Genomic DNA, 25,279 nt, shown 5'->3' on the forward strand with positions numbered 1-25,279 from the left:
CAGTTTTGGCCTGTCCGGCTGGCTACGATGACCCCTGCCCGAGCCAGCCCGCCGCGCCCCGGAGGCCCTGCCATGCCGCTTCTCGACCCGACCCTCTGGCAGGACGGACCGACGCTGACCGGCGGTCCGGCCCCCGTGGTCGAGCCCGCGACCGGCCGGGTCCTCGCCACGATCGACCTCGCCGCACCGGCCGACGTCGCCGAGGCGGCGGTACGTGCGCGGGCCGCGCAGCCCGGCTGGGCGCGGTCCACCCACCTGGAGCGCGCCGCGGTCCTCCGCCGGGCCGGGGACCTGTTCGCCGGGCACGCCGAGGAGCTGAGCACCTGGCTGGTGCGGGAGTCCGGTTCCATACCCGGCAAGGCCGCCTTCGAACTGCACGTGGCGGCCCAGGAGTGCTACGAGGCGGCCGCCCTGGCCTCCCGTCCCACCGGACAGGTGCTGCGGAGCGAAGCGCCCCGGCTCTCCTACACCACCAGGGTGCCCGCCGGTACGGTCGGGGTGATCGCCCCCTTCAACGCCCCGCTGATCCTGGCGATCCGCTCAGTGGCCCCCGCGCTCGCCCTCGGCAACGCGGTGCTGCTCAAGCCGGACCGGCGCACGGCCGTCTGCGGCGGTCTGGCCCTGGCCGCCGTCTTCGCCGCGGCCGGACTGCCGGACGGGCTGCTGCATGTGCTGCCCGGCGGTGCGGACACCGGAACGGCCGTGGTCACAGAACCCGGCGTCCGCGTCCTGTCGTTCACCGGGTCCACGGCGACCGGCCGGACCGTCGGAGAACTGGCGGGACGCCATCTCAAGCGGGCGCACCTGGAGTTGGGCGGGAACTCCGCGCTCCTCGTCCTCGCCGACGCCGACGTCGAGGCCGCCGTCGCCCAGGCCACCTGGGGCTCGTTCTTCCACCAGGGCCAGATCTGCATGACCGCCGGGCGTCACCTGGTCCACGTCTCGCTCTACGACGAGTACGTCGAACGGCTCGCAGCCAGGGCGGAGTCCCTCGCGGTCGGCGACCCGTACCGGGAGCAGTTCCACCTCGGTCCGGTCATCGACCAGGCCCAGCGGGACCGGATCCACGCGCTGGTGGAGGCCAGCACGGCCCAGGGAGCGAAGCTGGTCGCCGGCGGCACCCACCAGGACCTGTTCTACCGGCCCACCGTGCTCGCGGGTGTCGCCGACGACACCCCCGCCTACGCGGAGGAGGTCTTCGGGCCGGTGGCACCGGTACGGTCCTTCGTCACCGAGGACGAGGCGGTGGCGCTGGCCTCCGGCGGCCCGTACGGCCTCTCCCTCGGCATCGTCACCGCCGACACCGCGCGCGGGCTCGAACTGGCCGAGCGGATCCCCACCGGGATCGCCCACATCAACGACCAGACGGTGAACGACGAGGCGGTGGCCCCCTTCGGCGGCATCGGCGTGTCCGGCACCGGGGCCCGCTTCGGCGGCGAGGCGAACCTGGACGCCTTCACCGAACTCCGCTGGACCACGGCCCGCCGCACCGCGGCCGGGCACCCGTTCTGACCGCCGTTCCGGCCGCCCCTCCCGGCCACCTCTCCCCGTCAGAACTTCCTTTCCCCCAGCGGGTCATCGCCCAGGGCCACCGGGTGCGCGAGCGCGTCCTCGTACGCCGCGCGCCCGAAGGCGTAAGGGCCGATGGCGAGTTCGCCCCATTCCGGGCGGTAGAGCTGCCGGAAGCCGGACCAGGTCACCTCATGCGGTGTGACGGTGACCCGGGCGAGCAGTGGCCAGCACTCCCAGACGCCGCAGCAGCAGCCCAGCAGCGGGATGAGGCCGGTCGAGTCGCCCCACAGTTGCTCCCGCAGCTCCGGCCGGACATCGCCGAGGAAGTGCCGTACCGGGTCGCCGAGGTCTCCCTCCGGCATCCCGTCGTGCTGCCGGAGCACGCGCTCCTCGATGGCTTCCGGGCTGCCGTATTCCTCCGCCTCCAGTTCGGGGACCCAGTGGGCCCGGGTGGCGGCGGCCGCGCGGACCCGCAGGTCGGTGCCGTCCACCCGGATGCCCCAGAGCGACGTGATCCGGTAGGTGTAGAACTCGACGTCGTGCACGGTTCCCATCTTTCCCCCGCGGGCGCCCGGAATGAAGGCGGCGCCCCGCCCGTTGCACCACCAGACGCGCCACCCGGCGCACCCCTACGGAGGTCGGAAGACAGTGGCCACAGTCGAGCTCACCAAGGACAACTTCGACAGCACGGTCCGTGACAACGGATTCGTCCTGATCGATTTCTGGGCGGAGTGGTGCGGGCCCTGCCGCCAGTTCGCGCCGGTCTACGAGCGGGTCTCCGAGGCCAATCCGGATCTGGTCTTCGCCAAGGTCGACACCGAGGCGCAGCCGGAGCTCGCCGCCGCCTTCGACATCCGGTCCATCCCGACCCTGATGATCGTCCGTGACCAGGTCGCCGTGTTCGCCCAGCCGGGCGCGCTGCCCGAGCCGGCCCTCACCGACATCATCGGCCAGGCCCGCGCCCTCGACATGGACGAGATCAAGGCGAAGATCGCCGAGGCACAGGCCGGGAAGGGCTCCGAGGGGGACGGCGGCGCGCCGGACGCCTGAACGGCGTGCGGGCGGGGGCGGCGGCCGAGAGACTGTGCCCCATGACCGAAGCCGAGCAGTACGACGTCGTGGTGCTGGGCGCGGGCCCGGCCGGCGAGAACATCGCGGACCGGACCTGCGCCGCCGGGCTCACCACCGCGGTGGTGGAGAGCGAACTGGTGGGCGGGGAGTGCTCGTACTGGGCCTGCGTTCCCAGCAAGGCCCTGCTGCGCCCCGCCCTCGCCCGTGCGGACGCCCGCCGGGTCCCCGGGCTCGCGGCGGCCGTCCGGGGGCCGCTCGACCCGGAGGCCGTCTTCGCCCACCGCGACTACTGGACGGGGCACTGGAAGGACGACGGTCAGCTCGACTGGCTCGCATCCATCGGTGCCCACTTCCACCGGGGCCACGGACGGCTGGACGGGCCGCGGAGGGTCGCCGTCACGTCGGCGGAGGGGGAGCACCACGTCCTCACCGCCCGGCACGCGGTGGTCGTCGCCACCGGCAGCCGGGCCGTCGTGCCCGATCTGCCCGGCCTCGCCGGGGCGCGGCCGTGGACCAGCCGGGAGGCCACCTCCGCCCGGCAGGTGCCGCCCCGGCTGCTGATCGTGGGCGGGTCGGTGGTGGCCGCCGAGATGGCCACCGCGTGGCAGGCCCTGGGGTCCCGGGTCACCGTGCTGGTGCGCGGGGACCGGCTCCTGCCGCGGATGGAGCCGTTCGCCGGGGAACTGGTCGCCGAGGCGCTGCGGGAGGCCGGCGCGGAGATCCGTACCGGGGTGAGCGTCCAGGCCGTCGTACGGGACGGCCACACCGGGCCGGTCACGGCGGTCCTGGAGAACGGGGAGACCGTCGAGGGTGACGAACTGCTGATGGCGACCGGACGGTCTCCGCGCACCGAGGACATCGGCCTGGAGACGGTCGGGCTGGCGCCCGGGGACTGGATCCCGGTGGACGACACCCTGCGCTCCGCCGCGCACGACTGGCTGTACGCGGTCGGGGACGTCAACCACCGCGCGCTCCTCACCCACCAGGGCAAGTACCAGGCCCGGATCGCCGGCGCCGCGATCGCGGCACGCTTCGCCGGCACCGCCGGCAAGGCGGGTACGGCGGGTACCGGCGGTGACGGGGCGCTCGACACCGCCCGCTGGAGCCCCCATGTGGCGACGGCCGACACGGCCGCCCTGCCCCAGGTGGTCTTCACCGATCCGGAGGCCGCCGCGGTGGGCCCGACCCTGGACGCCGCGGAACGCGCGGGACACCGGGTGCGGGCCGTCGACTACGACCTGGGCAAGGTCACGGGTGCCGGGCTGTACGCGGACGGCTACCGGGGGCGGGCCCGGATGCTGGTCGACCTGGACCGGGGGACCCTGCTCGGGGCCACCTTCGTCGGGCCGGGAGCGGCCGAGCTGCTGCACGCGGCGACGATCGCGGTGGCCGGCGAGGTCCCGGTGGACCGGCTCTGGCACGCCGTGCCGTCCTTCCCGGCGATGAGCGAGATCTGGCTCCGGCTGCTGGAGACCTACCGGGACTCGGAGGGGTGACACCGGGCGGGAGGAGTGCGCCGTACGACGCGTCCGGAGGGCGAGCTCGGCCCGGCCGCTCGGGTGGCGTCCGCCGCGCCCTCAGGTGCCGTCCGCGGTGTGCCTCAGGTGGCCGAGGAACCAGTCGCGGGCGAGGTCGGAGACCTCGTCCAGGGCGCCCGGCTCCTCGAAGAGGTGCGTGGCGCCGGGAACGACCTCCAGCCGGTTCTCGCAGCTCAGCTGCCGCTGTGCCTGCTCGTTCAGGTCCAGCACCGTGGTGTCCCGGCCGCCCACGATGAGCAGGGTGGGCGCGCGTACGGCGGCCAGGTGCGGCCCGGCCAGGTCCGGGCGCCCGCCCCGGGAGACCACCGCGCCGACTCCCGAACCGGCCGGCGCTGCCGCGGCGGCCTGCAGCGCAGCCGCGGCCCCGGTGCTCGCGCCGAAATAGCCGAACGGGAGCGCGCTGCGGGACCGCAGCCAGCGGGTGGTGTCCAGCAGCCGGCCTGCCAGGGTGTCGATGTCGAAGACGTTGGCCCGGCGGGCCTCCTCGGCAGGGGTGAGCAGGTCGAAGAGGAGGGTGCCCAGGCCCGCCTCGTTCAGGGCGGTCGCCACCGCCCGGTTGCGCGGACTGTGCCGGCTGCTGCCGGAGCCGTGGGCGAAGAGCACCACCGCTCCGGCGCCGCCCGGCAGGGTGAGGTCCCCGGCAAGTGAGACGCCACCGGCGTCCACGGCGACGGGTCCGGAAGCGAGCGGGCCGGCCCCGTCCCCGCCGGCCGCGTCCCGCGGACCCGCACCCGCACCCGCACCCCCGCCCCCCTCCTGCTCCGTGGCCCTGGCCAGCAGGGAGACGACCTCCTCGTCCGGGGTCTGGGAGAAGTCCTGGTACCACTCGCCGACTGCGCGGAAGGCGGGCGGCGCGTACAGGCACACCACCTCGTCCGCCTCGGTGCGCAGCCAGGCCAGCGCCTCCGGCGGCGCCACCGGGGCCGCCAGTACCACCCGGGCCGCGCCCTGCGCCCGTACGACCTCGCACGCGGCGGCGGCGGTGGCGCCGGTCGCGATCCCGTCGTCCACCACGATCACCGTGCGGCCCCGTACGGGCACCCGCGACCGGCCCTCGCGGAACCGGTGCGCCTGCCGCAGCAGGTTCTCCTGCTCCGCCTGTTCCACGGCCGCGAGCTCCTTCGCCCCGGCCCGGCTGCTGCGCACGATGTCCTCGCTGATGATGCGCACGCCGCCCTCGCCTATGGCGCCGAACCCCAGCTCACGGTGGTAGGGCACGCCCAGCTTGCGGACCACGATGACGTCGAGCGGCGCCCCGAGGGCACGCGCCACCTCGAAGGCCACCGGGACCCCGCCGCGGGGCAGTCCCAGGACGACGGGCGCCTCGCGCTCCAGGTGCCGCAGGGCCCCGGCGAGGCGCGCGCCCGCGTCCGTACGGTCGGTGAAGAACATCGTCCTCCACCCCCAATCCCACCCCCTGACCGCGGCCGATCCCTCAGCCGATTCCTCTCGGACCGGCGTCTACCCGTACGGGTCGAAGGGGATGCCCGCCGGTTTGGCCTCCGCGAGGTGGGACTGGAAGGAGCCGTCCTTCAGCCCGAAGTGCGCGCTGCCGAAATCCGCCTGGCTGAGCTTGTCGCGCAGGGTGGGGGGATATCCGTCCCAGCCGACGAGCGCCGGGAACTGCCAGGTGCGCTTGTGGTTCTCCGGCGGTTCGTCGTTGTTGTTCGCGGCGCGGAAGCAGTGCGTACCGATGCCGTCCTTGTGGTAGACGATCTTGGGGTGGTTGCCGTCCCAGCGGATCTGGTCCCGCGTGTGGATGTTGAAGTCCCCGTGCGCGGAGGTCGCGACGTACTTCGCCTCGTCGTTCTGGATCCACACCACCACGTGCTCCCAGTCGTGGCGGTGGCCGCCCAGGCTGATGCCGGGCAGTGCCTGGTCCTTCTCGAAGTACAGCGCGTAGGCCACCGCACACCAGCCGTTGTTGCAGGCCGCCCGGGAGTAGCCGTTGGTGTTGTCGAGGTCGGAGGCGTCCCGGCAGCTGCCGTCGAGGGCTCCGGTGGGCTTGAGCCCGCCGTTGAGGACCCCGGTCGGACCTATGGCGGGGGTCGGGTAACAGCCGTCCGTGTCGTAGTCGTACGCCGGCTGGAACGCCCGCTCCATCGCGCCGGCGTTGCCGGGCAGGGCCGGGGGCGGCGCCGCGAAGGCGGCCTGCGGCAGGCCGATGACCAGGGTGAGGGCGGCACCGACCACCACGCAGGTTCTCCGTATGTGACGTCTCCGCATGTGACGACTCGTGCGCAAGGCAGGCCTCCGGCCGGGTGGGTTGGGGGGGCGCGCGAAATCCGGCCGTGGTCGGGCTCCGCGCCCGGAGCATCATTGGCGAACCGGGTCTGCGGGACAAGGGTTTGCGCAGTAATTGGTGTGTGAGGAAGGCGAGTTGGGGGCGGGTGGGCGAGGGGACGGCCGGGAGCCGGGGCGGCCGGGCGCCGGCACCGTCCCGGACGGCCCCCGGCACCGGCGCGCCCCCTGCCCCGTTCCTGCCGCGGACCTCCGCCCCCCGCGCTCCTTACGCCCGCCCCCGGTCCCCTGGTGTCCGAGCCCCCGCTAGACTCCCGCGCACGGCAGCCCGCCTGCTAATTCACTGTCGGCAGGACCCTCCCGCACGAGAGGATGAAGCCTCACGAACCGGGAGGAACCCCATGAGCCAGGTGACCCTGACTCTCCATGACCTGATGCCCGCGCAGGACCTGGCAGCCGCGATCGAGGCCGGACACGTCATCCGCAAGTCGCACCCAGAACTGCCGCTGTCCATCTACACCTACTCGCGCACCTGCCAGTACGAGCGGAACTGGACCGCGGTGACCATGCGCTGCCGCGGGCTCGTCGCCGACGACGCCACCGGCGAGGTCGTCGCCCTGCCGCTGCCGAAGTTCTTCAACGTCGGCGAGCACGAGTCCGGTCAGCCGTACGCGCCCGCCCTGCCGGACGAGCCGTTCGAGGTGTACGAGAAGGTCGACGGCAGCCTCGGTGTGGTGTTCCACTACGCCGGCAGCTGGCGGGTCGCCTCCAAGGGGTCCTTCGGCAGCACCCAGGCGGTCTGGGCGCAGCGCCGGCTCGACCGGGCGGGCACCGAGGCGCTCGGCCGGCTCGTTCCCGGGCTGACCTACCTCGCCGAGATCGTCTACCCGCAGAACCGCATCGTCGTCGACTACGGAGACCGCCGGGACCTGGTGCTGCTCGCCGCCTTCGGCCGGGACGGCACCGAGATACCGCTCGCCGAGGCCGCCGCGCACTGGGCGGGCATCGGCTCCGTGGTGACCGTCCACCCGGTCATGCCGCTGGACGAGCTGCTCAAGCTGACCGAGACGAACACGCTGCCCGGTGGCGGCGCCGCCACCGGCACCGATGCCGAGGGCTTCGTCCTGCGGTTCGCCTCGGGCGTGCGCGCCAAGGCCAAGATCGCCGAGTACGTACGGCTGCACAAAGTGCTCACCGGGGTCACCGAACGCGACATCTGGCGCAGCCACGGCATCCAGCGCTTCGCGGGAAGCTCGGCGAAGCGGCTGGCGCAGGGCCTCGGCCTGTCCGTCGCCGAACTGGGCGGCATCACCTCCAGGGGAGGCCGTCCGCTGGACGCCCTGCTGGAGCAGGTGCCCGACGAGTTCGACGCCTGGGTGCGCGGAGTGATCGTGCGCCTGGAGGACGAGGCGGCGGCCCGGCAGCGGGCCATCGACGAGGCGTACAAGTGCGTCGCTCACCTGGGCGCCGACCGCGGTGCGTTCGCCCGCGCCGTGAAGGCGCTGCCGGTCGAGCCCGGCATCAGGTCCGCGATGTTCCTGCTGCTCGACGGCCGCCCGACGGACCTGCTGGTCTGGCGCGCCGTACGGCCGGAGACGGCCGACCCCTTCACCACCGACGAGGAGAACTGAACCAGTGCCCGTAGTACACGTCATGACGGGACTCCCCGCCTCGGGGAAGACCACGGCCGCGCGCCGGCTGCAGGCGGAGTCCGAGGGCCGGATGCGCCGCGTCAACCTCGACGACCTGCGCACCATGCTCGACATACCGGCGCCCGAGCGCGGCCGCTCGCACGCGCACGAGCAGACCGTGCTGGCGGTCCAGGACGCGGCCCTCCGCTCGGCGGTCGAGGGCGGTTTCGACGTGGTCGTCGACAACACGCACCTCACCCCGCACATCCCCAAGCGGCTCAAGGCCGCGCTGACCGGACTCGACGCGTCCTTCGCGGTGCACGACTTCACCGGCGTACCGGTGGAGGAGTGCGTGCGACGTGACGCCGCGCGGGAGCGGTCGGTGGGCGAGGAGATCATCCACATCCTCGCCGAGAAGCACCGGAAGGCCACCAAGGGCGGCTGGCGGCTCACCGCCGAATGGCTGGGCGCGCAGCCGTCCGCCGAGCCGTACGTCGCCGACCCGGAGCTGCCGTCCGCGGTGATGTGCGACATCGACGGCACGCTGGCGCTGCGCGGCGACCGCGGCGCGTACGACTTCACTCGCTGCGGCCTGGACCTGCTCAACGTGTCGGTCCGGCAGGCGCTGCGCGCGTTCCGGAGTGCCGAGGGCGACCGGATCGTGCTGCTGTCCGGGCGCAGCGAGGACCACCGCGGGATCACCGAGGAGTGGCTGGCGCGACACGAAGTCCCGTACGACGAACTGTGGATGCGGGCGTCCGGGGACGGCCGCAGCGACGACATCGTGAAGGCGGAGCTCTTCGACGCGCACGTCCGTTACCGCTACGCGGTCCGGGTGTCGCTGGACGACCGGGACCGCGTCGTGGCCCTGTGGCGCCGGATGGGTCTGCCGACCTGGCAGGTCAACTACGGCAACTTCTAGGCGCGGCAGCTCCCGGTAGCGCTGCGCGGGTGGTGTTGCAGGGCTGCCATGGGGCGGGTCGTCGGCGGGCGGTCCAGCCCATGGCGGTCCTCAGTCCGCGGCTGCCGTGTTCGATGCGCCGGCGGGGCTCTTGGGTGTGAAGAAGCTGAGGTTGAGCCGGGCACCGGGTTGTGCGAGGGGTTCGGCGAGGCAGGTCGTGAGCCTGCCGGGGCCGTGCAGGGCGTGACGGAGGGGAAGTTCGGAGCCGTCGAAGTACGGCACGGGGGCGGAGGCGTGGTCGCGGTAGAGCCTTCCGGCCACGGGGTCGGCCAGGACGTCGTGCTCGAGGCGGGCGAGCGCGGCGTTCTCCGGACGCAGCTCCACGCTGTGCTTCATGGGAGGCATGAGGGCCGGCATCCAGAGGGTCTCCCAGTCCAGCAGGACGTCGGTGCGGGCCTCGGGGTCGAGGAGCATCCAGCGCATGATGTTGGCCGGAACCTGTCCGCGCGGGAAGAAGCAGCGGAAGTCCTCGTTGTGAACGACGACGTTCCATTCGGCGTCGCTGATGTACGCCAGCGCGCCGGCGATCTGGTCGATGACCCGCTGCCACGGCAGGGCGATGGACGTCCCCGAGGTGTCGTACAGGGCATGGGGCGGGTTCTCCTTGCGGGTGATCATCCACAGGAAGGCCCACTCCTGCTCGCTGAGCCGCAGCGTTCTGGCGACCGCGGTGAGGAGATCGGCGCCGGGACTGGCGAGCTGACCGTTCTCGAACCGGTTGTACGTGCCCGGGGTGCGCGTGAGCAGCAGGTCCATCTGCTCCTGGCTCAGACCGGCGGCCCGCCGGCCGGGACCGGGCAGTCGCTTGGGGAACCCCATGGTCACGGGGTCGATCGCGGCCCGGCGCGCCTGGAGGATCTCCTTGAGACGGCCTCGGTCACTGGCCGACACCTTCATCCGGCACCTTCCCCCTCGCGCTGTGTGCGTGAGCAGACGGCCGAATCGTCTGCACTCACTGCCCCTGGAAACGATGATCACACAGCGCAGGACTCACCTCCAGAACGCTCCCATTGGGACGCAAGGCAGCAACGAGACGCGGCTGTTCACCCTCAACAGCACCGGGAGCGGCAGCGTCAGCTGACCTGCGCCCCGGGCATCAAGGCAGGGCCTCGCGGCCGCGTCCGCGGAGTCCATGGGCCGCTCTGTTCCGAGCACTGTTGCACTATCAGGCGGCCGCCGGCGTGGCCCGCCGGTAGCTGCTCCCGTCACGGGTCCGCACGAGGTGCCCGCCGATGACGAGGTAGCGGCGCAGGGCCGCGCTGTCCTCGTGGACGGTGCGGATCGCGTCGTTCACCTCGGCTTCGGTGTACGTCCGCTCCGGCGCGAACAGGGTCTCGGAGAGGTGCACGAGCAGCTGTTCGCGACGGGCCGGCTTGCGCGGGATCGCCTTCAGGCGCCCGTCGGCGGCGAACAGGTCGGACACGGAACGGGTGGCGGGAGCGGCGGTCGCCGGTTGTTTTTCGATCATGCCCGGAGCCTCGCCCTTGGGCGGGGCCCAGGGCAATCGGTTTTCCCGGGACGCGAAAGCTCCCTCACTCCAGCCCGAGCCGCCTCCGCCACGCCGGATCGAGCCGTGGCCGTACGAGGACGGTGCCCTGCCGCGTCCCGACGGCCATGTCCAGGGTCGGGCTGCCCGGGAACACGGTGAGGCAGGTGACCAGCGCGGGCACGGGGGTGGACCAGATCCGCTCGCCGGTGACGAGGTGGCAGAGTGTCACGCCGGATGCGTCGCTCACGGCCACGAGCGGTTCACCGGAAGGGGAGGAACCGGTCCACAGGATGCGGTACGCGGCCACCGGAAGCCGACCGGTGACCTCCGGGGACGTGGGGTCCCAGACGGATACCGGAGCGGGCTGCCGGTCGTTCGACGCCCTGTGGTCCAGGGCGAGGAGCACCGGCGTGCCGTCGGAGAGGTGTGCCCATCGGAGATGGTCGGCGTCTCCTTCGAGCAGGATCCGGCCCGGCAGGTCGGCTCCCTGCGCACGCGGGCCGATGACCCGGTATTCGACGCCCGTGGCCGGTTCCACTACGGATGTGGCCCCGTTGGCCCCCTGCTGGGCCACCCAGCGCGTGCCCTCTGGACCGTGGTCCGGTACCAGTCGTATGACATCGGGCATGAGTGTGATCCCGGAAGCGAGGACGGGACGGCCCGTCGCACAGTCCCACAGCCGGCCGGTCACCTGACCCGGAGCCCGAAGCTCATCCGCCGGCCCGGTGCCCGGTCCGATCCGCCTGCGCAGGGCCCGCTCACCGGGGCGCACGGGCCGTACGTATGTCAGCAGGGCCGCAGTGCCGGAGCGCGAGGTGAATGCCGTGGAGAGGACCAGGTCGTTTTCACCGATCTGCCAGGGGATTCGCGCCGCGCCGCCAGTGCCACCGGCCGCGTCGCGCAGTCTGACCCGGCCGGTGAACGGGTCGAATCCGACGACCAGGGCCTCGGACCGGTGCAGGGTCGGCGGGAGCAGCGAGAAATGGGTCTCGTCACTGCCGATGCCGTCGTCCTGATGGTCGATCTGGATGACACCGGTGCTTTCCAGGAGGGTGCCGTCCCGGCCCACCTGGTGCAGCACGGCCTCGTGCCCCCACGTGTCGTCGCCCTCCCCCAGGGGCCTGATGTCCCGACTCAGCAGAGTGAGCCGCCCGCCGGATCCTTCGCACCATCCGTACAAGCTGAACCCGACCGGGAGGTGGGGCGCCTTGGCCGGAACCGGGAACGAGTGGTCCAGGGATGTGGTGTCCACCCGGGTGAGGTGCAGGACGGACCGCGACAGCGCGATGCCGGGGGCTCCCCGCCAGGCGATGAGCTCCAGGGGATCGGCGAGCCCGCCTCGGACGGTGTCGGTGCTGTAGCCGCCGTCATGGTCCTTCGCCTCCGACCAGCTCCACAGTCTGGCCGTTCCGTCGTTGCCCACAGTGAGCAGGTCGGGTTTGACGGACCCGCGCGCGGGGATCACGTGCAGTGCGCACAGGGCGCCGTCACCGCCCTGCAGGACCGGACCCGAGGGCATGCCGGTCACGGTGTCGACCACGAGGAACTCGGGCTCGAACGCGGCGACGGCCGCGGCGACGCGCCCCTCGTGGAAGAAGGGGGCGAGGGTGACGAACTGCCGATCACAGGGCGTGTACGCGCGGTTGGCGAAGGACATGGTCATCAACCGTTCGCGGTCGATGACCACGACGACGGGTTCCTCGGCCGGTCCGCGGGCGAACTTGACGAGCGGGTACGGAAACGGCGAGGCGAAGGGAGCCTCGACCGTCCGCCCGGCGCGTGTGTCGACCAGACTCAGCCTCTGCCTTTCACGCAGCGCGACAACCATGGCACCGCGCGAGTCTCGGGCACGGCCCACGATGACCGGCTGGTCCCTTCCCCGGAGTAACGTGCTCGCGCCCCCCGGACCCTCCAGCGGGTGGAGGACGAGGGTTCCGCGGGCCCGGTCGCAGACCAGCAGCTGCGCGTTTCCGCCGGCGTCGTGGCACACGCAGGCGGAGGCGCCGCTGTTGGCCCACTCCACCGGACTCGGGCTCTCGGCGGACACCTCGAACAACGCGTGTCCGGTGCGGAGGTTGAACACGACGATCCGCTCCGCGTTCCGGCACACCGCGACGGGTGTCCCGTTGCGGCCGGTGCCCGTGTCGAGGAGCACCTCACATCCCGTGTCCGGCACGGTCAGGACGACCGACCTCTCCTGCAGGTCCCACCGGCGGAGGGTGCCTGCCGTGTCGAGCGTCGCCACCTCGGTGGGGGCCGGGCCGTCGCCCACCAGACCGAAGCCGGCCACGGGCGCGGGGTGCGGCAACTCCCCCGACTGCGACGGGGCGTCGACCATCCAGACATGTACGACGTCACCGTGCCAGGGCGCCGCCACCACCGCGCGCCCCCCTTCGGGGAGCACGGTGTCGGCCGTCGTCCAGCGAGGGTCGATCCGCGCGGTTGCGTACCCGTCGCCCGCGTGCCGGCCCACGATCCGGTGAGGTGTCACCTTCCTTACGCCCACGCTCATCCGGACCACCGCAGAGGACAGCTCTTCCGCCGGCACGGCAAGCCCGTACTCCCCGTGCCTCCGCGCCACGTACGCCAGGAGAGCTGCCCGGTCCGTCTCCGGTCCGGCCGCCATGAACAGGTACGCGGCTCGTTCCACCGCCATCGACAGCAGCGGGCGGCGCGTGGCGTGCCGGACCGCCGCGAGCAGCGGCACCGGGTCCGCGGCCAGGACGAAGGCGGCGTTCTCGATCAGGTCGTCGATCCGGCCGGTGGCGGCTGCGTGGGTGGCCAGGTGGGAGCGCACGTACGCGGGGGCCCGAGCCCATTCGCCGTCCGGGACGAGCGCGGGCAGGATCCGCATGAAGCAGTCCTGGACCTCGGCCGGGTCCCGGAACCTCAGGGCCCGGCGTTTCACGTGGTCCGTCAGCTCCTGGTGGTACAGCCGGAAGTACGTCGTGCCGTCCACCGTCACATGCGACAGGTACGAGCCGTCGCCCTCCAGCAGCAGGTCGACGTCCGCCTCGGTGAGCGGGATGCCGGACAGTTCGGTCGCCACCCGCAACCAGAGCCGGCGCGGCAGGCCGTTGCCCTCGCCGAACGCCGCCGCGGTCAGCAGGGCCATCGTCGCCGTGTGGCGTTCGCGCGACAGCCGTCTCAGGTACGCCTCGAAGGCGCCGCCCACGTCGGAGGGGAGTTGCTCGGCCCAGCCGGGTGCCGATGTGTCCACCAGGGGCCCGCGCAGCAGCGCGGTCGCCGTCATGCGGGCGACAAGGAAGCAGCGGTCGGCGCGCCGGGCCACCTCGGCCGCGATCCGGCGGGCGGTGTCCGGGACGTCCGCGTAAGGGGCGCCGGTGTCCGCCAGTACCTTCGCCACGTACTCCGCGGTGCTGGTGTCCTCGGCGTACGCCCGCTCGTCGAGGTCGACCACGGGCACCCGCTCACCGATGTGCGGCAGCATCTCGCGGCGCGCCCCGATGACCAGGCGGACGCAGGGCACGCTGCCCAGCGGCCGCAGCAGTTCCCAGGCGATCCGGCGGGCCTCCGCCTTGTCGCCGCCGGGGCCGGCCTCGTCGAGGGAGTCGATGACGATGCGGAGGGGGCGGGTGCGGTCGGCGAGGGCGGCGAGCAGGGTCTCCGGGCAGGACACCCGGGCGTCGGCGGCCGCGGCGAGGCGGGCGACCAAGGCCTCCATCGTCTGGTGGCGGGCGTTGACCGAGGCGTCGGTGTGTCCGTCCAGGACCAGGCGGCCCAGGACGGCGGACTTTCCCGAGCCGGGATCGGCCGTCACCACGAGCGGAGCGCGCCCACCCGCGCCCGACAGGTGGGCCCGTACGGCCGCGAGCGCGCGCTCCCGGCCGGTGAAGTACGAACCGGGGTCGTGCACGTGTTCCACGCCGCGCCCGCGCGGGTCGAAGTGCGCGGCGAGGTCGGAGTCGGCGGCGGCGGGCCGGCCGTCCGGGCCGATCTCGGCCTGTGGGTCGAAGGCCGGGTTGGGGAAGAACGGGGGCCGCTCGGTCTGGTCGAGGGAGGAACAGGCGGCCCGCTGGGGAAGGCCGTCGGCCACGAACGAGCGGGTGATGCGTTCGGCGAGCGTGGCGGGGGACAGGTGGCGTTGGGAGGGGCCGTCGCCCTGGCGCCAGGCCGCGGCCAGCCGGCCGGTGAACGCGCCGTCCTTCGAGGTCTCGCGGTGCCGTGCGGAGGCCAGCAGCCAGGTGCCGGAACCCGGTTCGTCGCCGCGCGGGCGGAGGGACACCATGGCCTCGGTCACGCCGGCGATCTCCTGGCCGGCGGCTGCCGCGTGGCAGGCGTCCACCACGAACAGCACGTTGCGGACGGGGGATCCGGCCAGGATCTCGGCGAGGGAGGAGAGCGACAGCCAGGAACCGGGGCGGCCGTGCCGGGTGTTGGCGCAGGCCAGCCGGTAACCGCCGGAGGAGCGGACGCCGTGCCCGGCGTAGTAGAGGACGACGGCGTCCTCCGGCCGGAGGCCGGCGGTCTCGCACCAGTCCGCCAGGGCCTCCTCGAACCGGGCCGCGGCCGGTTCCAGCGAGACACCGGCCAGCACCCGTTCGTACCCGGCCGCCGTGAACAGTTCCACCACCGCCTCCACGTCCTCGTGGGCTTGCGGCAGTTCGGATTCCTCGAGGTAGTGGCGGGTGCCGGCGGCGATGAGGAACCGCCTCACCGGTGGAGGTCCTCCACGGATCCGGGCCCGTCCGTCGTCGGGTCGGCGCCGCCGTCCGCGCGCAGGCCCGCCGCCACGGCCCGGCCGGTCTCCGCCGCGGTCAGGTAGCGGGTCGCGTCGTGCATGTGGCTGCCGTTGTGCACGAGGGCGTCGGTCACCCCGTCGCCGTAGGAGGGCTTCAGTTCGCGGACGAGGGCGACGATGTCCGTGGAGTCGGCGATGTTGGTCCAGGCCCGGACCGGTTTGGGCCAGACCGCCCGCCGGTTCCCGTCCGGAGCCGGGTCCAGCCGGTCCAGTACGAGCGCCCGCATACCCAGGGGCGAGCCGATGGTGACGAACATAGGGAGGTCCCAGCCGGTGTGGTGCGCCCGGTCACACAGGGCTTCGTAGGCGACCACCGAGCCGAGCGAGTGGCCGACGACCACCTTCGTCTCCGGGGTGATCCGTGCGGCCACCCGGGCCCGGGCCTCGCTCCGGACGGCCGGGTCGGAGAAGTACGCGGTGAGCTGCTTCAGGCTGCCGATCAGCATCGCGTCGAGCATCCCGCGCAGGAAGGCCGCGCCGGTCAGGGCGTCCAGGGCCGACCGCACGGAGGCGAGCCGCAGCGCCCGGGAGGCCGCCCATCCCGCCGCTCCGCGGCTGCCAGGGGCGTCGGGTGCGGGCACGGCGGGGTCGGTGCGGGCCGCCTCCGCCCACCACTCCATCAGCAAGCGGTACTCGTCCTCGGTCTCCACATCGGCGGCCTCGTAGGGGAATTCACCGCCGCCGCGGGTGCCCCGGGGCCGGAACAGGTCCCCGTAGAAGGCGACCGCGACGTCCTCGGGCGCGGGCACCGGGCCGCCGGCCAGCCGTATCCCGCCCAGCAGTTCGGGGACCACGTCCCGGGTCAGCGAATCCTCGCTCAGATACTGCTTGCCGACACCGTGCACGAAGACGACTGTGCTCAAGGGCCCTCCCCGGGTGAGGAACCCAGCCTACGGCCACCGGCCGATGAGTGCGGCTCCTGTGGACAGTGACGGCGATCCGGATCGCCGCCACCGCGCGGGGGCGGCCGGTGTTCGCGGCCCCGGCCAGCCGGAGTCGCGCTGTCCAAGCCCCCACTCGACGGACATGCCCATTCCCTCGCCCCTCGCCTCGCACTCGGTCCCACGCCGCGCGCCACCGGTCCGTGGCAGCGCTTCCTGTCCAACTGCACTTGATGCAGGCACACTTGCACTTGCACTGTGTTCAGGTGCGACCATAAGCCAGCTGTTGAACACAGTGCAAGTCGACTTCCCGGAGGCGTCTGGCAGACTGGCCGGGTCACCACAAGGCGGTGCGGACCAGGAAATCCGGTGTGACTCCGGTGCGGTCCCGCCACTGTGACCGGATCCCGAGCGGGTTCCGGGAGTCAGACCCTGACGCGCCGCCTCTGCACCCCACTTGACGAGGGGACGAGGATCCCCCGGAGAGGCCCGCTCCCGTGATCTCGCATTCACGTAAGGCCGTTCTGCGCGCCGCGCTGTCCGCCGCCCTGCTCATACCCCTGATGTCCGTCGCCGCGTGCGGCGACTCCGGCTCCCCGGACGACGGCGTCCCGTCGGCCGGGGCCGCGGCAGGGTTCCCGTACACCGTCACCAACTGCGGTGTCGACACCACCTACAAGGCGCCGCCGCGACGCGCCGTGACGATGAACCAGCACGCCACCGAGGTGCTGCTCGCCCTCGGCCTGCAGGACCGGATGGCCGGAACCGCCTACCTCGACGACTCCGTGCTGCCGCGCTACAAGCCCGCCTACGACGGCATCAAGGTGCTCGCGAAGGAGTACCCCTCCAAGGAGGTCCTGCTCTCGGCCAACCCCGACTTCGTGTACGGTGGTTACTCCTCCGCCTTCGACAAGGCGGCCGGCCGGGACCGGGCGGGCCTGGAGAAGGCCGGCATCCGCACCAGGCTGAGCATCGAGTACTGCACCCGTGGACAGGTCGGGATCGAGCAGCTCAGGACCGAGATCACCGAGGTGGCCCGAACCTTCGGAGTGCCCGAGCGCGGCCGGGAACTGATCGCGGATCAGCAGCGGCGGCTGGACGCCGTGACCGCGAAGGTCGGCACGCGGCCGAAGCCGGCCGTCTTCGTCTACGACTCCGGCGACGGCTCCGCCTTCACCTCGGGCGGACACGGCATCGCCAACGAGATCGTGACCCGGGCCGGCGGCACCAACGTCTTCGCCGACCTCAAGGACAGCTTCGGCGACGTCGCCTGGGAGGAGGTGATCGAGCGCAAGCCCGAGGTCGTCCTCATCTACGACTACGGCGGCACCAGCGTCGAGGAGAAGAAGCGGCGGCTGCTGGACGACCCGGCTCTGGCCCAGGTCCCGGCGGTCAGGGACAGGCGGTTCGTCGTCCTGCCGTTGTCCTCCGCCGTGCTGGGCCTGCGCGTGGCCGACGCGGTGGAATCGCTGGCGGGCCAGCTGCATCCCGGAGCGTCGTGAACCCGGAACCCCGTCCTGGCAGCGGGCGTTCGCGCATCCGGTCGACGAGGTCCGGCCTCACCCCCGGTGTGCCGGCCCTCGCCCTCCTCCTCTGCGCCCTCGCCCTGCTCGTCTCCGCCCTCGCCGGGCTCGCGCTCGGGCCGGTCCGGATCGCTCCGGGCGAGGTGCTGGACATCGTGCTCGCCGGGCCCGGCCGGTCGGACGGCGCGTTCGCGGCGATCGTCTGGGACGTCCGGATGCCACGGGTGCTGCTGGGCGCGGTGGTGGGAGCCGGGCTCGCCGTCACCGGAGCCGTCCTGCAGGCCCTGGTTCGCAACCAGCTCGCCGACCCGTTCCTGCTGGGCGCCTCCTCCGGGGCCTCCGCCGGTGCGGTGCTGGTCATCGTGCTCGGGGTGGGCGCCTCGATCGGCCTGTCCCTGCCCGCCGCCGCGTTCGCCGGCTCCCTGACCGCGCTGGTCGCCGTCTACGCCCTGGCCAGGCGCGGCGGCACCATGAGCACCGGCAGGCTGATCCTCGCAGGGGTCGCCGTGCAGTACGTCCTGGCAGCCCTGACCAGCCTGGTCCTGGTGCTCTCCGCCCAGCCCGACCAGGTGAGGTCCGTGCTGTTCTGGACCCTGGGCGGGCTCGGCGGCGCCCGCTGGGACGAACTCGCGCTGCCCGCGGCCGTCCTGCTCACCGGTACCGCCCTGCTCCTGGCCCTCGCCAGGCCGCTGGACCTGCTGCTCGCGGGCGAGGAGGGTGCCCGCACCCTCGGCCTGGACACCGGCCGGTTCCGGGCCGCCGTGTTCGTGCTCACCTCCCTGGTCATCGGGGTGGTGGTGGCGTACAGCGGGGCGATCGGCTTCGTCGGGCTGATGGTCCCGCACGCCGCCCGGATGGCCGTCGGAGCCGGGCACCGGGCGCTCCTGCCGGTGTCCGCACTGGCCGGGGCGGTGTTCCTGACCCTGGCCGACCTGGTCGCCCGTACCGCCGCCGCACCCGAGGAGATACCGGTCGGCGTGGTCACCGCCCTGCTCGGCGGGCCCTTCTTCCTGTGGCTGCTGCGCCGCTCCTCCCGTGCGGAAGGGATCTCCGGATGACCTCGGCGAAACCGGCGGCACGAGCTGCGCTGTCCGCCGTGATGTCCGCCGCCGAGCCAGCCGAACTGCGCGTCGAGGGGCTGCGGTTCGAGACCGGCGGCCGCACCGTGCTGCACGGTGTGGACCTGACCGCCCGCCCCGGCGAGACCATCGGCCTGGCCGGCCCCAACGGCAGCGGCAAGACCACCCTGCTGCGCTGCGTGTACGGCACCCTGCGGCCCACCGCCGGCCGGATCCTGCTCGACGGCGCGGACGCCGCGTCGCTGGGGGTGAAGGCACGGGCGCGCCGGGTGGCGGTGGTCCCGCAGGACGCGACGGGCACCCTGGGCCTGACCGTCCGGGAGGTCGTCGCCATGGGGCGGAGCCCGCACAAGCGGTTCTGGGAACAGGACGGCCCCGAGGACGCGCGGCGCGTCGACGGGGCCCTGCGGACGGTCGGGGCGGAGGAGTTCGCCGGCCGGCGCTTCGAGGAACTGTCCGGCGGCGAGCGGCAGCGCGCGCTGCTGGCCCGCGCCCTGGTCCAGGACCCCGGCCTGCTGGCTCTCGACGAACCCACCAACCACCTTGACATCCGCTACCAGTTGGAGATGCTCGGGCTGGTCCGGGGACTCCCCGCGACCGGCCTGCTGGTGCTGCACGACCTCAACCTGGCCGCGTCGTTCTGTGACCGCCTGTACCTGCTCGCCGAAGGGCGGGTGGTGGCCTCCGGACCGCCGTGGGAGGTGCTGACGGTGGAGATGCTGGACGCGGTGTACGGCGTACGGACCCGGATCGGCGTCCATCCGACGACGGGCGCGCCCAGCATCGTCTACCTGCCGTGAACGGCGAGTGAGGTCAGGGCGCCACGGTGATCTGCTGCGCCGGGTCGGTGGTGTCGGAGACCTGGTAGACCGCGTTGAAGACGGAGGCGGTCGCGCTGGTCGGACAGCCGAACCCGCCCGTCACCTTGACCGGCACCGAGACGCCCGTGAACGTCAGGGCGGACGGTGCGCCGTTCGCCCAGGTGCCGGTGACCGTTGCCGGGGCGGTGGGCGCGGCGACGACGGTGCAGCTGGCCAGGCCGCTCGTACGGACGACCAGTCCGCCGGTCGGCACGGTCAGGGTGCCGGTGCCCGGGCTTCCGTTCTGCATGGAGACCGTCCACGCGCCGCTGGTGGTCACGGTGGGGGTGACGCCCGGCATGCTCGACGTGCAGGAGCCGTACGTGGGTGCGGAGATGGGGGAGGAGACGGCGCCGGACGGGTTGTGGTTGCCGGGCGCTGCCGGGACGGTGCCGGCCGCCGCGGAGACCGTGCAGGTCACGGTGACGGAACCGGCCTTGAGGGTGGCCTTGCCGGTGAGCTGGGCCTTGAACGCGTGGCCGGCCGGGGTGACGGTGGTCGACCCGGCCGCGGGTAATGCGGGCGCCGGGGCCGCGGTGGCGGCGGTCGCGGCGCAGGTCGATCCCAGGATCAGGCTGCCGGCGGCGGCCAGACCGAGGGCGAACGCGGTGGGCGTGCGGGTCATGGCTGTGCTCCTTGGGGATCGGGGTGCGCGGGGGCGGCGGAGGTGTCGCCGGGGACGGCCGAGGTGGTGGGGTCGCTGCCGGCGGTGGCGGAGCCGTCGGCGGTGGCACCGGTGGCAGGGGCGGCAGGGGTGCGCGGCTGCCAGCCGAACATCAGGCCGCCCCCGAGGATGCCGAGGAGGGTGCCGATCAGGAATCCGCCGAGGTTGGACAGCACCAGGGCGGCGGTGGCGATGAGCGTGGTGAGGACCCCGGCCAGCCCGCGGTAGTGCGGGGCGAACCACGCGGACAGGCCGAGCACGATCATCACGAGGCCCATGAGGACGGACGGGATGCCCGCCACGCCCTGGGCGAGCATCACCTTCAGCGGGGCGAGGGGGAGCGCGCAGATCTCCGCCCCGGCGAGGACGGCGGCGAGCCCGCCCCAGAACGGCCGGCTGCGCCGCCACCGGCGGAAGCGGGCGGCGCCGCGGCTCAGAAGCATTCCTTCTTGCCCTTGCTGATGTTCATGCTCAGCCCGGAGAGCTTGAAGGTGCCCGCGTTGGTCGCCCAGGCGGTCTGCCGCAGATCGGTGATGACGACGGAGTCGGCCTGCTGGCCGAAGAGGTCCTGCATGCCCTGGGCGTCGGAGGGGCCCTTGTCCAGGGTGGAGGCGTCCCGGCCGATCTCGATGTTGGTGAAGGTGGCGTTGCCGGAGAGCTGGGTGGCGTCGACGAACAGGTTCGACGCCTCCACCGGGGTCTTCTTGCCGGCGGTCAGACCGAGGGAGATGTCCCCGATCACCGGGAGCGAAGTGACCACAGACTGGCAGAGGTTGCTGAGCTTGGCCTCACGGATGGCGGTGACCGCGACGGGGATGAGCTCCTCACGGGCGTTGACGTCCACGCTGCCGTACTGGGCGAAGCCCTCGCCCGTCAGGCTCTGCGCGGAGACCTTGAACTGCTGGCCCGAGACGGCGAAGGAGGCGGCGAGGGCCCCTTGGGCCAGGGCCACGCCGAGACCGGCGGTGACCACGACGGCCGGGACGGTCAGGACGGCGAAACGCCGCCAGGTCACCCGGCCGTCGCCTAAGTGATGTTCCATGACATGTCCCCCTTGTGATCGTTACTGACCGGTATGGGTTGTGTCGTTGAATGTAAGAGTGCCAATGGTGGTTGGCAAGGTTGTGCGAGAGCTGCCTTTCGGCCAACTCCTACCGGCGGGTCTACTGCCCCGTACGCCCGGACTCCGGACCGCCGGTGCGGTCGGCAACGTCAGCGCGGTCGGTGGGGTCAGCGCGGCCGGCAACGTCAGAGCGGTCGGTGAGGTCAGCGCGGCCGGCACGGCCGGAGCGCAGCAGCGCGGCGGCTTCCTCGTCCACCCGCCGGGCCATGGCGCGCGAGAACTCGGCGGCCACCACATCGCCCGCCACCGGGCGCAGCGCCGCCACCGCCCCTGTGATGTGCTCCAGCTGCGCGGCCGAAAGCCGGCCCAGCCCCGCCGACCCGATCACATGCCGCCGGAACAGACCCACGAAGCGGTCCGCGAGGGCCGCCGCCTGGCTCTGCACGAACTCGCCCGCGTCCAGGATCTCGGTGAGCGGCACCCCCTGCCGCACCAGTGTGACCGTCGCCTCCAGCAGCCGCCGGCTCGGGAAGGTGACAGAGTCCCCGCCGATGCGTACGTACTCCAGCTCGGCGGCGCGCCGCGTGTGCTCGGGCCCGGCCGCGGGACCGAACAGCTCCCGGAGCTCGGCCAGGCTCATGGTGACCGGCTCCTCGTGCACCCAGTCGCGGGTCATCTCCCGCTCCAGGCCCAGGAGTCCGGCGATGCCGCCGCCCTGCTCCCAGGCCGCCAGCAGCTCGGCGATCCCGTTCACCGTGTAGCCGCGGCCCAGCAGGTCGTCGATCAGCCGCAGCCGGACCAGGTGGTCCTCGGAGTACCAGGCGATCCGCCCCTCCCGGCGCGGCGCGGGAAGCAGCCCGCGCTCCTGGTAGTAGCGCAGGTTGCGTACCTTCACACCGGCCGCCCGGGCCACTTCCTCCCGGCGGTAGCGCACCCCGTCCCGTGCTCCCTCGCCCTCTCCCTCGCTGCTCACGGGGGCGAGCCTAGCTCCGGGACCGGGGGTTACCGGCGAGTGCCGGAAGATCGGCCGTCGCCCTGCTTCACGGCCCGCAGGACCACGAACTTCGGGTCGCTCGCCACCAGTTCGCAGTTCCCGAAGAGGCGGCGCAGCCGCACGTGGTACCCGAGGTGGCGGTTGCCGACCACCCAGAGTTCGCCGCCCGGCCGCAGGGCCCGGCGGGCCTGGGCGAACATCCGCAGCGCGGTCGCGTCGGTGGTCGCCTGGTGGGAGTGGAACGGCGGGTTGTTCAGCACCAGGTCCACCGACCCGGCCGGCACTCCGGCGAGCCCGTCGCCGACCCGGAACTCGGCCCCGCCGCTCCGGCTGCCCACGCCGGCCCGCTCGTTGGCCCGGTACGTGGCCTCGGCCGAGGCCACGGCCTGGTACGACTCGTCGGTGAACAGCACCTCGGCGTCCGGGTGGGCGAGCGCGGCGGCGGTGCCGACGATCCCGTTCCCGCACCCCAGGTCGACGATCCGGCCGGGCGCCGCTCCGCCGCCGGCCGGCAGGTGCCGCAGGAAGAACCGCGTACCGATGTCCAGCCGGTCGGCGCAGAACACCCCCGCGTGGTTGACCACGGTCAGCCCGGCGGCCGCCCCGGCGTCCGCGTCCGCGGTGTACGTCAGCGGCCACGGATTCGGCCCGGCTGCCTGGGTCTCCGGCCCGGCCGCCCGGGTCTCGGGACCGCGTGCCTGTGTCTCGGGACCGGCCGCTTCGTCCCCCGGGCCGGCCTTCGGTGCCTCCCCGACAACTCCCGGGGAGCAGAAGATCAGCCGGGCCTTGCGCTCGGCCAGCGAGGTCCGGGTGGGCCCGATGATCCGCTCGAACAGGTTCAGCGTGGAGGTGTGGATCTCCTTGACCATGCCGGTGCCCACGACCACCGACCCGGCGTGCAGTGCGGGGGCCAGCCGGTGCAGCTGGTCCTCCAGCAGCGCGAGGCTCTTGGGCACCCGCACCAGCAGCACGTCGATCCGCTCCGGCGGGGTGTCCTGCGTGGTCAGCAGCCGTACCGCCCCCTCGGCCAGGCCGGCCCGCGCCAGGTTGGCCGAGGTGGCCTCGCGGCCGAGGAAGGAGTCGCCGATCTGGGTGACCCGCCCGGCGGCCGGCCCGGCGAGGGCGGTCGCCAGCGCCCCCCAGCGGTCCCCGAGCACGGTGATCTCGCCGGCACCGAGCGCCACCGGCTCCCGGTCCCCGGTCCCGGTGGTCAGGTGCCGCAGCAGGTACTCGTCCGCGGCGTCCCAGGCACGGAGCCGGTCGCGGGGGTCCTCGGGGAAGCGGGTGAGCTCGTACGAGCCGAAAGGCGTGGTCAAACGGTTCATCGTGCCCCCAGGCTATCCGAGCCCGCCCCCTCCACGCCGCCCGCGGCCCCGGGTACCTCGGGGCCGTGCGCGGCCCGGCGCGGCCCCGGCCCGCCCAGGCCTGCCGGCCGCGCCACCCCAGAGGTCACGCCGGGGACCACCTCTATTGGCCGGCGGTCACTCCTGGGGGAACTCCCCGCTCATCGCCGCCGCGATCCGCAGGTACGGAGCGGCCTCCGCGGCCCGCCCCTGCCGCTGCAGGGTGCGCCCGAGCAGCAGCTGCGCGTAGTCCTCGACCGGCCAGCGCTCCAGGATCCCGCGGAGCTCCGTCTCGGCCCGGCCGAGCTGGGCCGAGTGGTAGTAGGCCCGGGCCAGGAGCAGCCGAGTCGCCAGCTGCTCGGGCGCCTCGCCGGCCAGCGGGTCGAGGATGCGCGCGGCCGTCGCGTACTCCTTCGCCTCGAAGAAGAGCTGCGCCCGTGCCCACCGCTCGGCCGCCGTTCCGTGACCGAGGTATCCCGCCGACTGGGTCGACTCGCTCATCGCTGACACCGCCTTCCTCTCGTTCCGGTCCGATGGCTCCAACACGTGCCGAAACTTGAACATTCCACCTAACGGGACCCCGGTGCCGCGGCTACGTTGTGCGCATGAGCAATCTCGATCGCCAGCCCGCTCTCTCGACCTGCGGTGGCCGCGGCTTCGTCGTCGCCGAACCCGTACGCGAACTCCTCAGCCCGCGCCGGGTCACGCTCGGCGAGTCCACCGAGGTCCGCCGGCTGCTGCCCAACCTGGGCCGCCGGATGGTCGGCGCCTGGTGCTTCGTGGACCACTACGGCCCGGACGACATCGCCGACGAGCCCGGAATGCAGGTCCCCCCGCATCCGCACGCCGGCCTCCAGACCGTGAGCTGGTTGCACGAGGGCGAGGTGCTCCACCGCGACAGCGTGGGCAGCCTGCAGACGGTACGCCCGCGCGAGCTCGGCCTGATGACCTCGGGCCGCGGCATCAGCCACTCCGAGGAGAGCCCGCGCAAACACGCCCGCTACCTGCACGGCGCCCAGCTCTGGGTCGCCCTGCCCGACGCCCACCGGCACGTCGAGCCGCATTTCCAGCACCACGCAGAGCTCCCGCACGTCACGGCCCCCGGATTCACCGCCACGGTCATCCTGGGCACCCTCGACACGGCGACTTCGCCCGGCACCGCGTACACCCCGATCGTCGGCGCCGACCTCACCCTGGCCGCCGGCACCGAGACCCGGCTCCCGCTGGAGCCCGACTTCGAGTACGCCGTCCTGTCCATGTCCGGCGAGGCCCACGTCGACGGCGTCCCGGTACTCCCCGGCTCGATGCTCTACCTCGGCTGCGGCCGCACCGAACTCCCCCTCCGCGCGACCTCGGACGCCTCCCTGATGCTGCTCGGCGGCGAGCCGTTCGAGGAGGAGATCGTGATGTTCTGGAACTGGATCGGACGGTCACACGAGGACATCGCGCAGGCCCGCCAGGACTGGATGGAGGGCACGCGCTTCGGCGAAGTGAAGGGTTATGACGGCCCCCCGATCCCCGCTCCGGCACTCCCGCCGGGCCCCCTGAAGGCGCGCGGACGGGTGCGCTGACCTGCGCTTTTTGTGGATCGGTCGATCTGCCCGAGATGGACGGGAGACGGGGCGACGCCGTGCGGAGATCGTTTCGGAGGGGCTCGTGGCAGGCGC

At 73.0% G+C, this 25,279-nt stretch carries 22 protein-coding genes and 1 riboswitch; of the genes, 9 read left to right on the forward strand and 13 right to left on the reverse strand.

Annotation, left to right across the window (positions count from 1 at the left end; all coding sequences use genetic code 11):
* The first annotated feature begins 72 nt into the window (after positions 1-72).
* A complete protein-coding gene (locus ACGFQ9_RS06435; RefSeq protein ID WP_393571756.1) occupies positions 73-1,512 on the forward strand; it encodes an aldehyde dehydrogenase family protein in 1,440 nt (479 codons plus the stop codon).
* A gap of 38 nt (positions 1,513-1,550) precedes the next feature.
* Here ACGFQ9_RS06435 and ACGFQ9_RS06440 read toward each other — a convergent pair whose 3' ends face one another.
* Complete coding sequence (locus ACGFQ9_RS06440; RefSeq protein ID WP_393571758.1) at positions 1,551-2,057, reverse strand: hypothetical protein; 507 nt, start codon at positions 2,055-2,057, stop codon at positions 1,551-1,553.
* A gap of 103 nt (positions 2,058-2,160) precedes the next feature.
* On the opposite strand from ACGFQ9_RS06440, the gene trxA reads away from it, so the two are divergent.
* Together trxA and ACGFQ9_RS06450 are read left to right on the forward strand one after the other, a co-directional pair.
* Positions 2,161-2,562, forward strand: a complete 402-nt coding sequence (gene trxA / locus ACGFQ9_RS06445; RefSeq protein ID WP_393571760.1) for a thioredoxin — start codon at positions 2,161-2,163, stop codon at positions 2,560-2,562.
* Positions 2,563-2,603: 41 nt separating this feature from the next.
* Entirely contained in the window at positions 2,604-4,079 is a 1,476-nt protein-coding gene (locus ACGFQ9_RS06450; protein ID WP_393571762.1) for a dihydrolipoyl dehydrogenase family protein, read from the forward strand.
* 81 nt (positions 4,080-4,160) lie between these two features.
* Here ACGFQ9_RS06450 and ACGFQ9_RS06455 read toward each other — a convergent pair whose 3' ends face one another.
* Positions 4,161-5,513, reverse strand: a complete 1,353-nt coding sequence (locus tag ACGFQ9_RS06455; RefSeq protein ID WP_393571764.1) for an alpha/beta family hydrolase — start codon at positions 5,511-5,513, stop codon at positions 4,161-4,163.
* 69 nt (positions 5,514-5,582) lie between these two features.
* Positions 5,583-6,347, reverse strand: a complete 765-nt coding sequence (locus ACGFQ9_RS06460; RefSeq protein WP_393571766.1) for an NPP1 family protein — start codon at positions 6,345-6,347, stop codon at positions 5,583-5,585.
* A 416-nt stretch (positions 6,348-6,763) separates the two neighbouring features.
* Here ACGFQ9_RS06460 and ACGFQ9_RS06465 point away from each other — a divergent pair, with 416 nt between their 5' ends.
* Both ACGFQ9_RS06465 and ACGFQ9_RS06470 read left to right on the forward strand, forming a co-directional pair.
* Entirely contained in the window at positions 6,764-7,993 is a 1,230-nt protein-coding gene (locus ACGFQ9_RS06465; RefSeq protein ID WP_393571768.1) for a T4 RnlA family RNA ligase, read from the forward strand.
* A gap of 4 nt (positions 7,994-7,997) precedes the next feature.
* A complete protein-coding gene (locus tag ACGFQ9_RS06470) occupies positions 7,998-8,915 on the forward strand; it encodes an AAA family ATPase (RefSeq protein WP_393571769.1) in 918 nt (305 codons plus the stop codon).
* A 90-nt stretch (positions 8,916-9,005) separates the two neighbouring features.
* On the opposite strand, the gene ACGFQ9_RS06475 is transcribed toward ACGFQ9_RS06470, so the two are convergent.
* The 4 genes from ACGFQ9_RS06475 to ACGFQ9_RS06490 all read right to left on the reverse strand — a co-directional run bounded on the left by ACGFQ9_RS06475 (position 9,006) and on the right by ACGFQ9_RS06490 (position 16,068).
* Positions 9,006-9,845, reverse strand: a complete 840-nt coding sequence (locus ACGFQ9_RS06475; RefSeq protein WP_393571771.1) for a helix-turn-helix domain-containing protein — start codon at positions 9,843-9,845, stop codon at positions 9,006-9,008.
* Between the two features lie 274 nt (positions 9,846-10,119).
* Positions 10,120-10,422: a DUF2087 domain-containing protein gene (locus tag ACGFQ9_RS06480; protein ID WP_393571773.1), complete on the reverse strand. Its 303-nt coding sequence runs from the start codon at positions 10,420-10,422 to the stop codon at positions 10,120-10,122.
* A 64-nt stretch (positions 10,423-10,486) separates the two neighbouring features.
* On the reverse strand, positions 10,487-15,121 hold the full coding sequence (locus ACGFQ9_RS06485; protein ID WP_393571775.1) for a caspase family protein: 4,635 nt from the start codon (positions 15,119-15,121) through the stop codon (positions 10,487-10,489).
* A complete protein-coding gene (locus ACGFQ9_RS06490) occupies positions 15,118-16,068 on the reverse strand; it encodes an antibiotic ABC transporter ATP-binding protein (RefSeq protein WP_393571777.1) in 951 nt (316 codons plus the stop codon). The genes ACGFQ9_RS06485 and ACGFQ9_RS06490 overlap by 4 nt, the downstream gene beginning before the upstream one ends.
* Before the next feature lie 336 nt (positions 16,069-16,404).
* A riboswitch (cobalamin riboswitch) is annotated at positions 16,405-16,541 on the forward strand.
* A 45-nt stretch (positions 16,542-16,586) separates the two neighbouring features.
* On the opposite strand from ACGFQ9_RS06490, the gene ACGFQ9_RS06495 reads away from it, so the two are divergent.
* The 3 genes from ACGFQ9_RS06495 (at position 16,587) to ACGFQ9_RS06505 (ending at position 19,488) form a co-directional block, all read left to right on the forward strand.
* On the forward strand, positions 16,587-17,588 hold the full coding sequence (locus tag ACGFQ9_RS06495) for an ABC transporter substrate-binding protein (protein WP_393571892.1): 1,002 nt from the start codon (positions 16,587-16,589) through the stop codon (positions 17,586-17,588).
* 68 nt (positions 17,589-17,656) lie between these two features.
* Positions 17,657-18,667: a FecCD family ABC transporter permease gene (locus ACGFQ9_RS06500; RefSeq protein WP_393571894.1), complete on the forward strand. Its 1,011-nt coding sequence runs from the start codon at positions 17,657-17,659 to the stop codon at positions 18,665-18,667.
* 41 nt (positions 18,668-18,708) lie between these two features.
* Complete coding sequence (locus tag ACGFQ9_RS06505) at positions 18,709-19,488, forward strand: ABC transporter ATP-binding protein (RefSeq protein WP_393571896.1); 780 nt, start codon at positions 18,709-18,711, stop codon at positions 19,486-19,488.
* A 13-nt stretch (positions 19,489-19,501) separates the two neighbouring features.
* Here ACGFQ9_RS06505 and ACGFQ9_RS06510 read toward each other — a convergent pair whose 3' ends face one another.
* From ACGFQ9_RS06510 to ACGFQ9_RS06535, 6 genes are all read right to left on the reverse strand, one after another.
* Positions 19,502-20,173 carry a hypothetical protein gene (locus tag ACGFQ9_RS06510; protein ID WP_393571779.1) on the reverse strand — a complete coding sequence of 224 codons (672 nt, stop codon included), beginning with the start codon at positions 20,171-20,173 and terminating at the stop codon, positions 19,502-19,504.
* Positions 20,170-20,655 (reverse strand): DUF6114 domain-containing protein, encoded by a 486-nt coding sequence (locus ACGFQ9_RS06515; protein WP_393571781.1) that lies wholly within the window; start codon positions 20,653-20,655, stop codon positions 20,170-20,172. Before ACGFQ9_RS06515 ends, ACGFQ9_RS06510 begins: the two co-directional genes overlap by 4 nt.
* Positions 20,646-21,254 (reverse strand): DUF6230 family protein, encoded by a 609-nt coding sequence (locus tag ACGFQ9_RS06520; protein ID WP_393571782.1) that lies wholly within the window; start codon positions 21,252-21,254, stop codon positions 20,646-20,648. Before ACGFQ9_RS06520 ends, ACGFQ9_RS06515 begins: the two co-directional genes overlap by 10 nt.
* Positions 21,255-21,375: 121 nt before the next feature.
* Positions 21,376-22,248 carry a MerR family transcriptional regulator gene (locus ACGFQ9_RS06525; RefSeq protein WP_393571784.1) on the reverse strand — a complete coding sequence of 291 codons (873 nt, stop codon included), beginning with the start codon at positions 22,246-22,248 and terminating at the stop codon, positions 21,376-21,378.
* 29 nt (positions 22,249-22,277) lie between these two features.
* Positions 22,278-23,585 carry a methyltransferase gene (locus tag ACGFQ9_RS06530; protein WP_393571785.1) on the reverse strand — a complete coding sequence of 436 codons (1,308 nt, stop codon included), beginning with the start codon at positions 23,583-23,585 and terminating at the stop codon, positions 22,278-22,280.
* Positions 23,586-23,750: 165 nt separating this feature from the next.
* On the reverse strand, positions 23,751-24,113 hold the full coding sequence (locus tag ACGFQ9_RS06535; RefSeq protein ID WP_393571787.1) for a tetratricopeptide repeat protein: 363 nt from the start codon (positions 24,111-24,113) through the stop codon (positions 23,751-23,753).
* A gap of 104 nt (positions 24,114-24,217) precedes the next feature.
* On the opposite strand from ACGFQ9_RS06535, the gene ACGFQ9_RS06540 reads away from it, so the two are divergent.
* Positions 24,218-25,183 (forward strand): pirin family protein, encoded by a 966-nt coding sequence (locus ACGFQ9_RS06540; RefSeq protein ID WP_393571789.1) that lies wholly within the window; start codon positions 24,218-24,220, stop codon positions 25,181-25,183.
* Positions 25,184-25,279: the final 96 nt, after the last annotated feature.

Source organism: Streptomyces sp. NPDC048603 (assembly GCF_043199475.1).
Lineage (GTDB): Bacteria > Actinomycetota > Actinomycetes > Streptomycetales > Streptomycetaceae > Streptomyces.

Excerpts from the sequence above, each read along its gene's own strand:
- ACGFQ9_RS06435 (WP_393571756.1), top strand. The coding sequence starts at position 73 with ATGCCGCTTCTCGACCCGACCCTCTGGCAGGACGGACCGACGCTGACC.
- ACGFQ9_RS06450 (WP_393571762.1), top strand. The coding sequence starts at position 2,604 with ATGACCGAAGCCGAGCAGTACGACGTCGTGGTGCTGGGCGCGGGCCCG.
- ACGFQ9_RS06455 (WP_393571764.1), bottom strand. The coding sequence starts at position 5,513 with ATGTTCTTCACCGACCGTACGGACGCGGGCGCGCGCCTCGCCGGGGCC.
- ACGFQ9_RS06460 (WP_393571766.1), bottom strand. The coding sequence starts at position 6,347 with ATGCGGAGACGTCACATACGGAGAACCTGCGTGGTGGTCGGTGCCGCC.
- ACGFQ9_RS06465 (WP_393571768.1), top strand. The coding sequence starts at position 6,764 with ATGAGCCAGGTGACCCTGACTCTCCATGACCTGATGCCCGCGCAGGAC.
- ACGFQ9_RS06480 (WP_393571773.1), bottom strand. The coding sequence starts at position 10,422 with ATGATCGAAAAACAACCGGCGACCGCCGCTCCCGCCACCCGTTCCGTG.
- ACGFQ9_RS06505 (WP_393571896.1), top strand. The coding sequence starts at position 18,709 with ATGTCCGCCGCCGAGCCAGCCGAACTGCGCGTCGAGGGGCTGCGGTTC.
- ACGFQ9_RS06510 (WP_393571779.1), bottom strand. The coding sequence starts at position 20,173 with ATGACCCGCACGCCCACCGCGTTCGCCCTCGGTCTGGCCGCCGCCGGC.
- ACGFQ9_RS06515 (WP_393571781.1), bottom strand. The coding sequence starts at position 20,655 with ATGCTTCTGAGCCGCGGCGCCGCCCGCTTCCGCCGGTGGCGGCGCAGC.
- ACGFQ9_RS06520 (WP_393571782.1), bottom strand. The coding sequence starts at position 21,254 with ATGGAACATCACTTAGGCGACGGCCGGGTGACCTGGCGGCGTTTCGCC.
- ACGFQ9_RS06535 (WP_393571787.1), bottom strand. The coding sequence starts at position 24,113 with ATGAGCGAGTCGACCCAGTCGGCGGGATACCTCGGTCACGGAACGGCG.
- ACGFQ9_RS06540 (WP_393571789.1), top strand. The coding sequence starts at position 24,218 with ATGAGCAATCTCGATCGCCAGCCCGCTCTCTCGACCTGCGGTGGCCGC.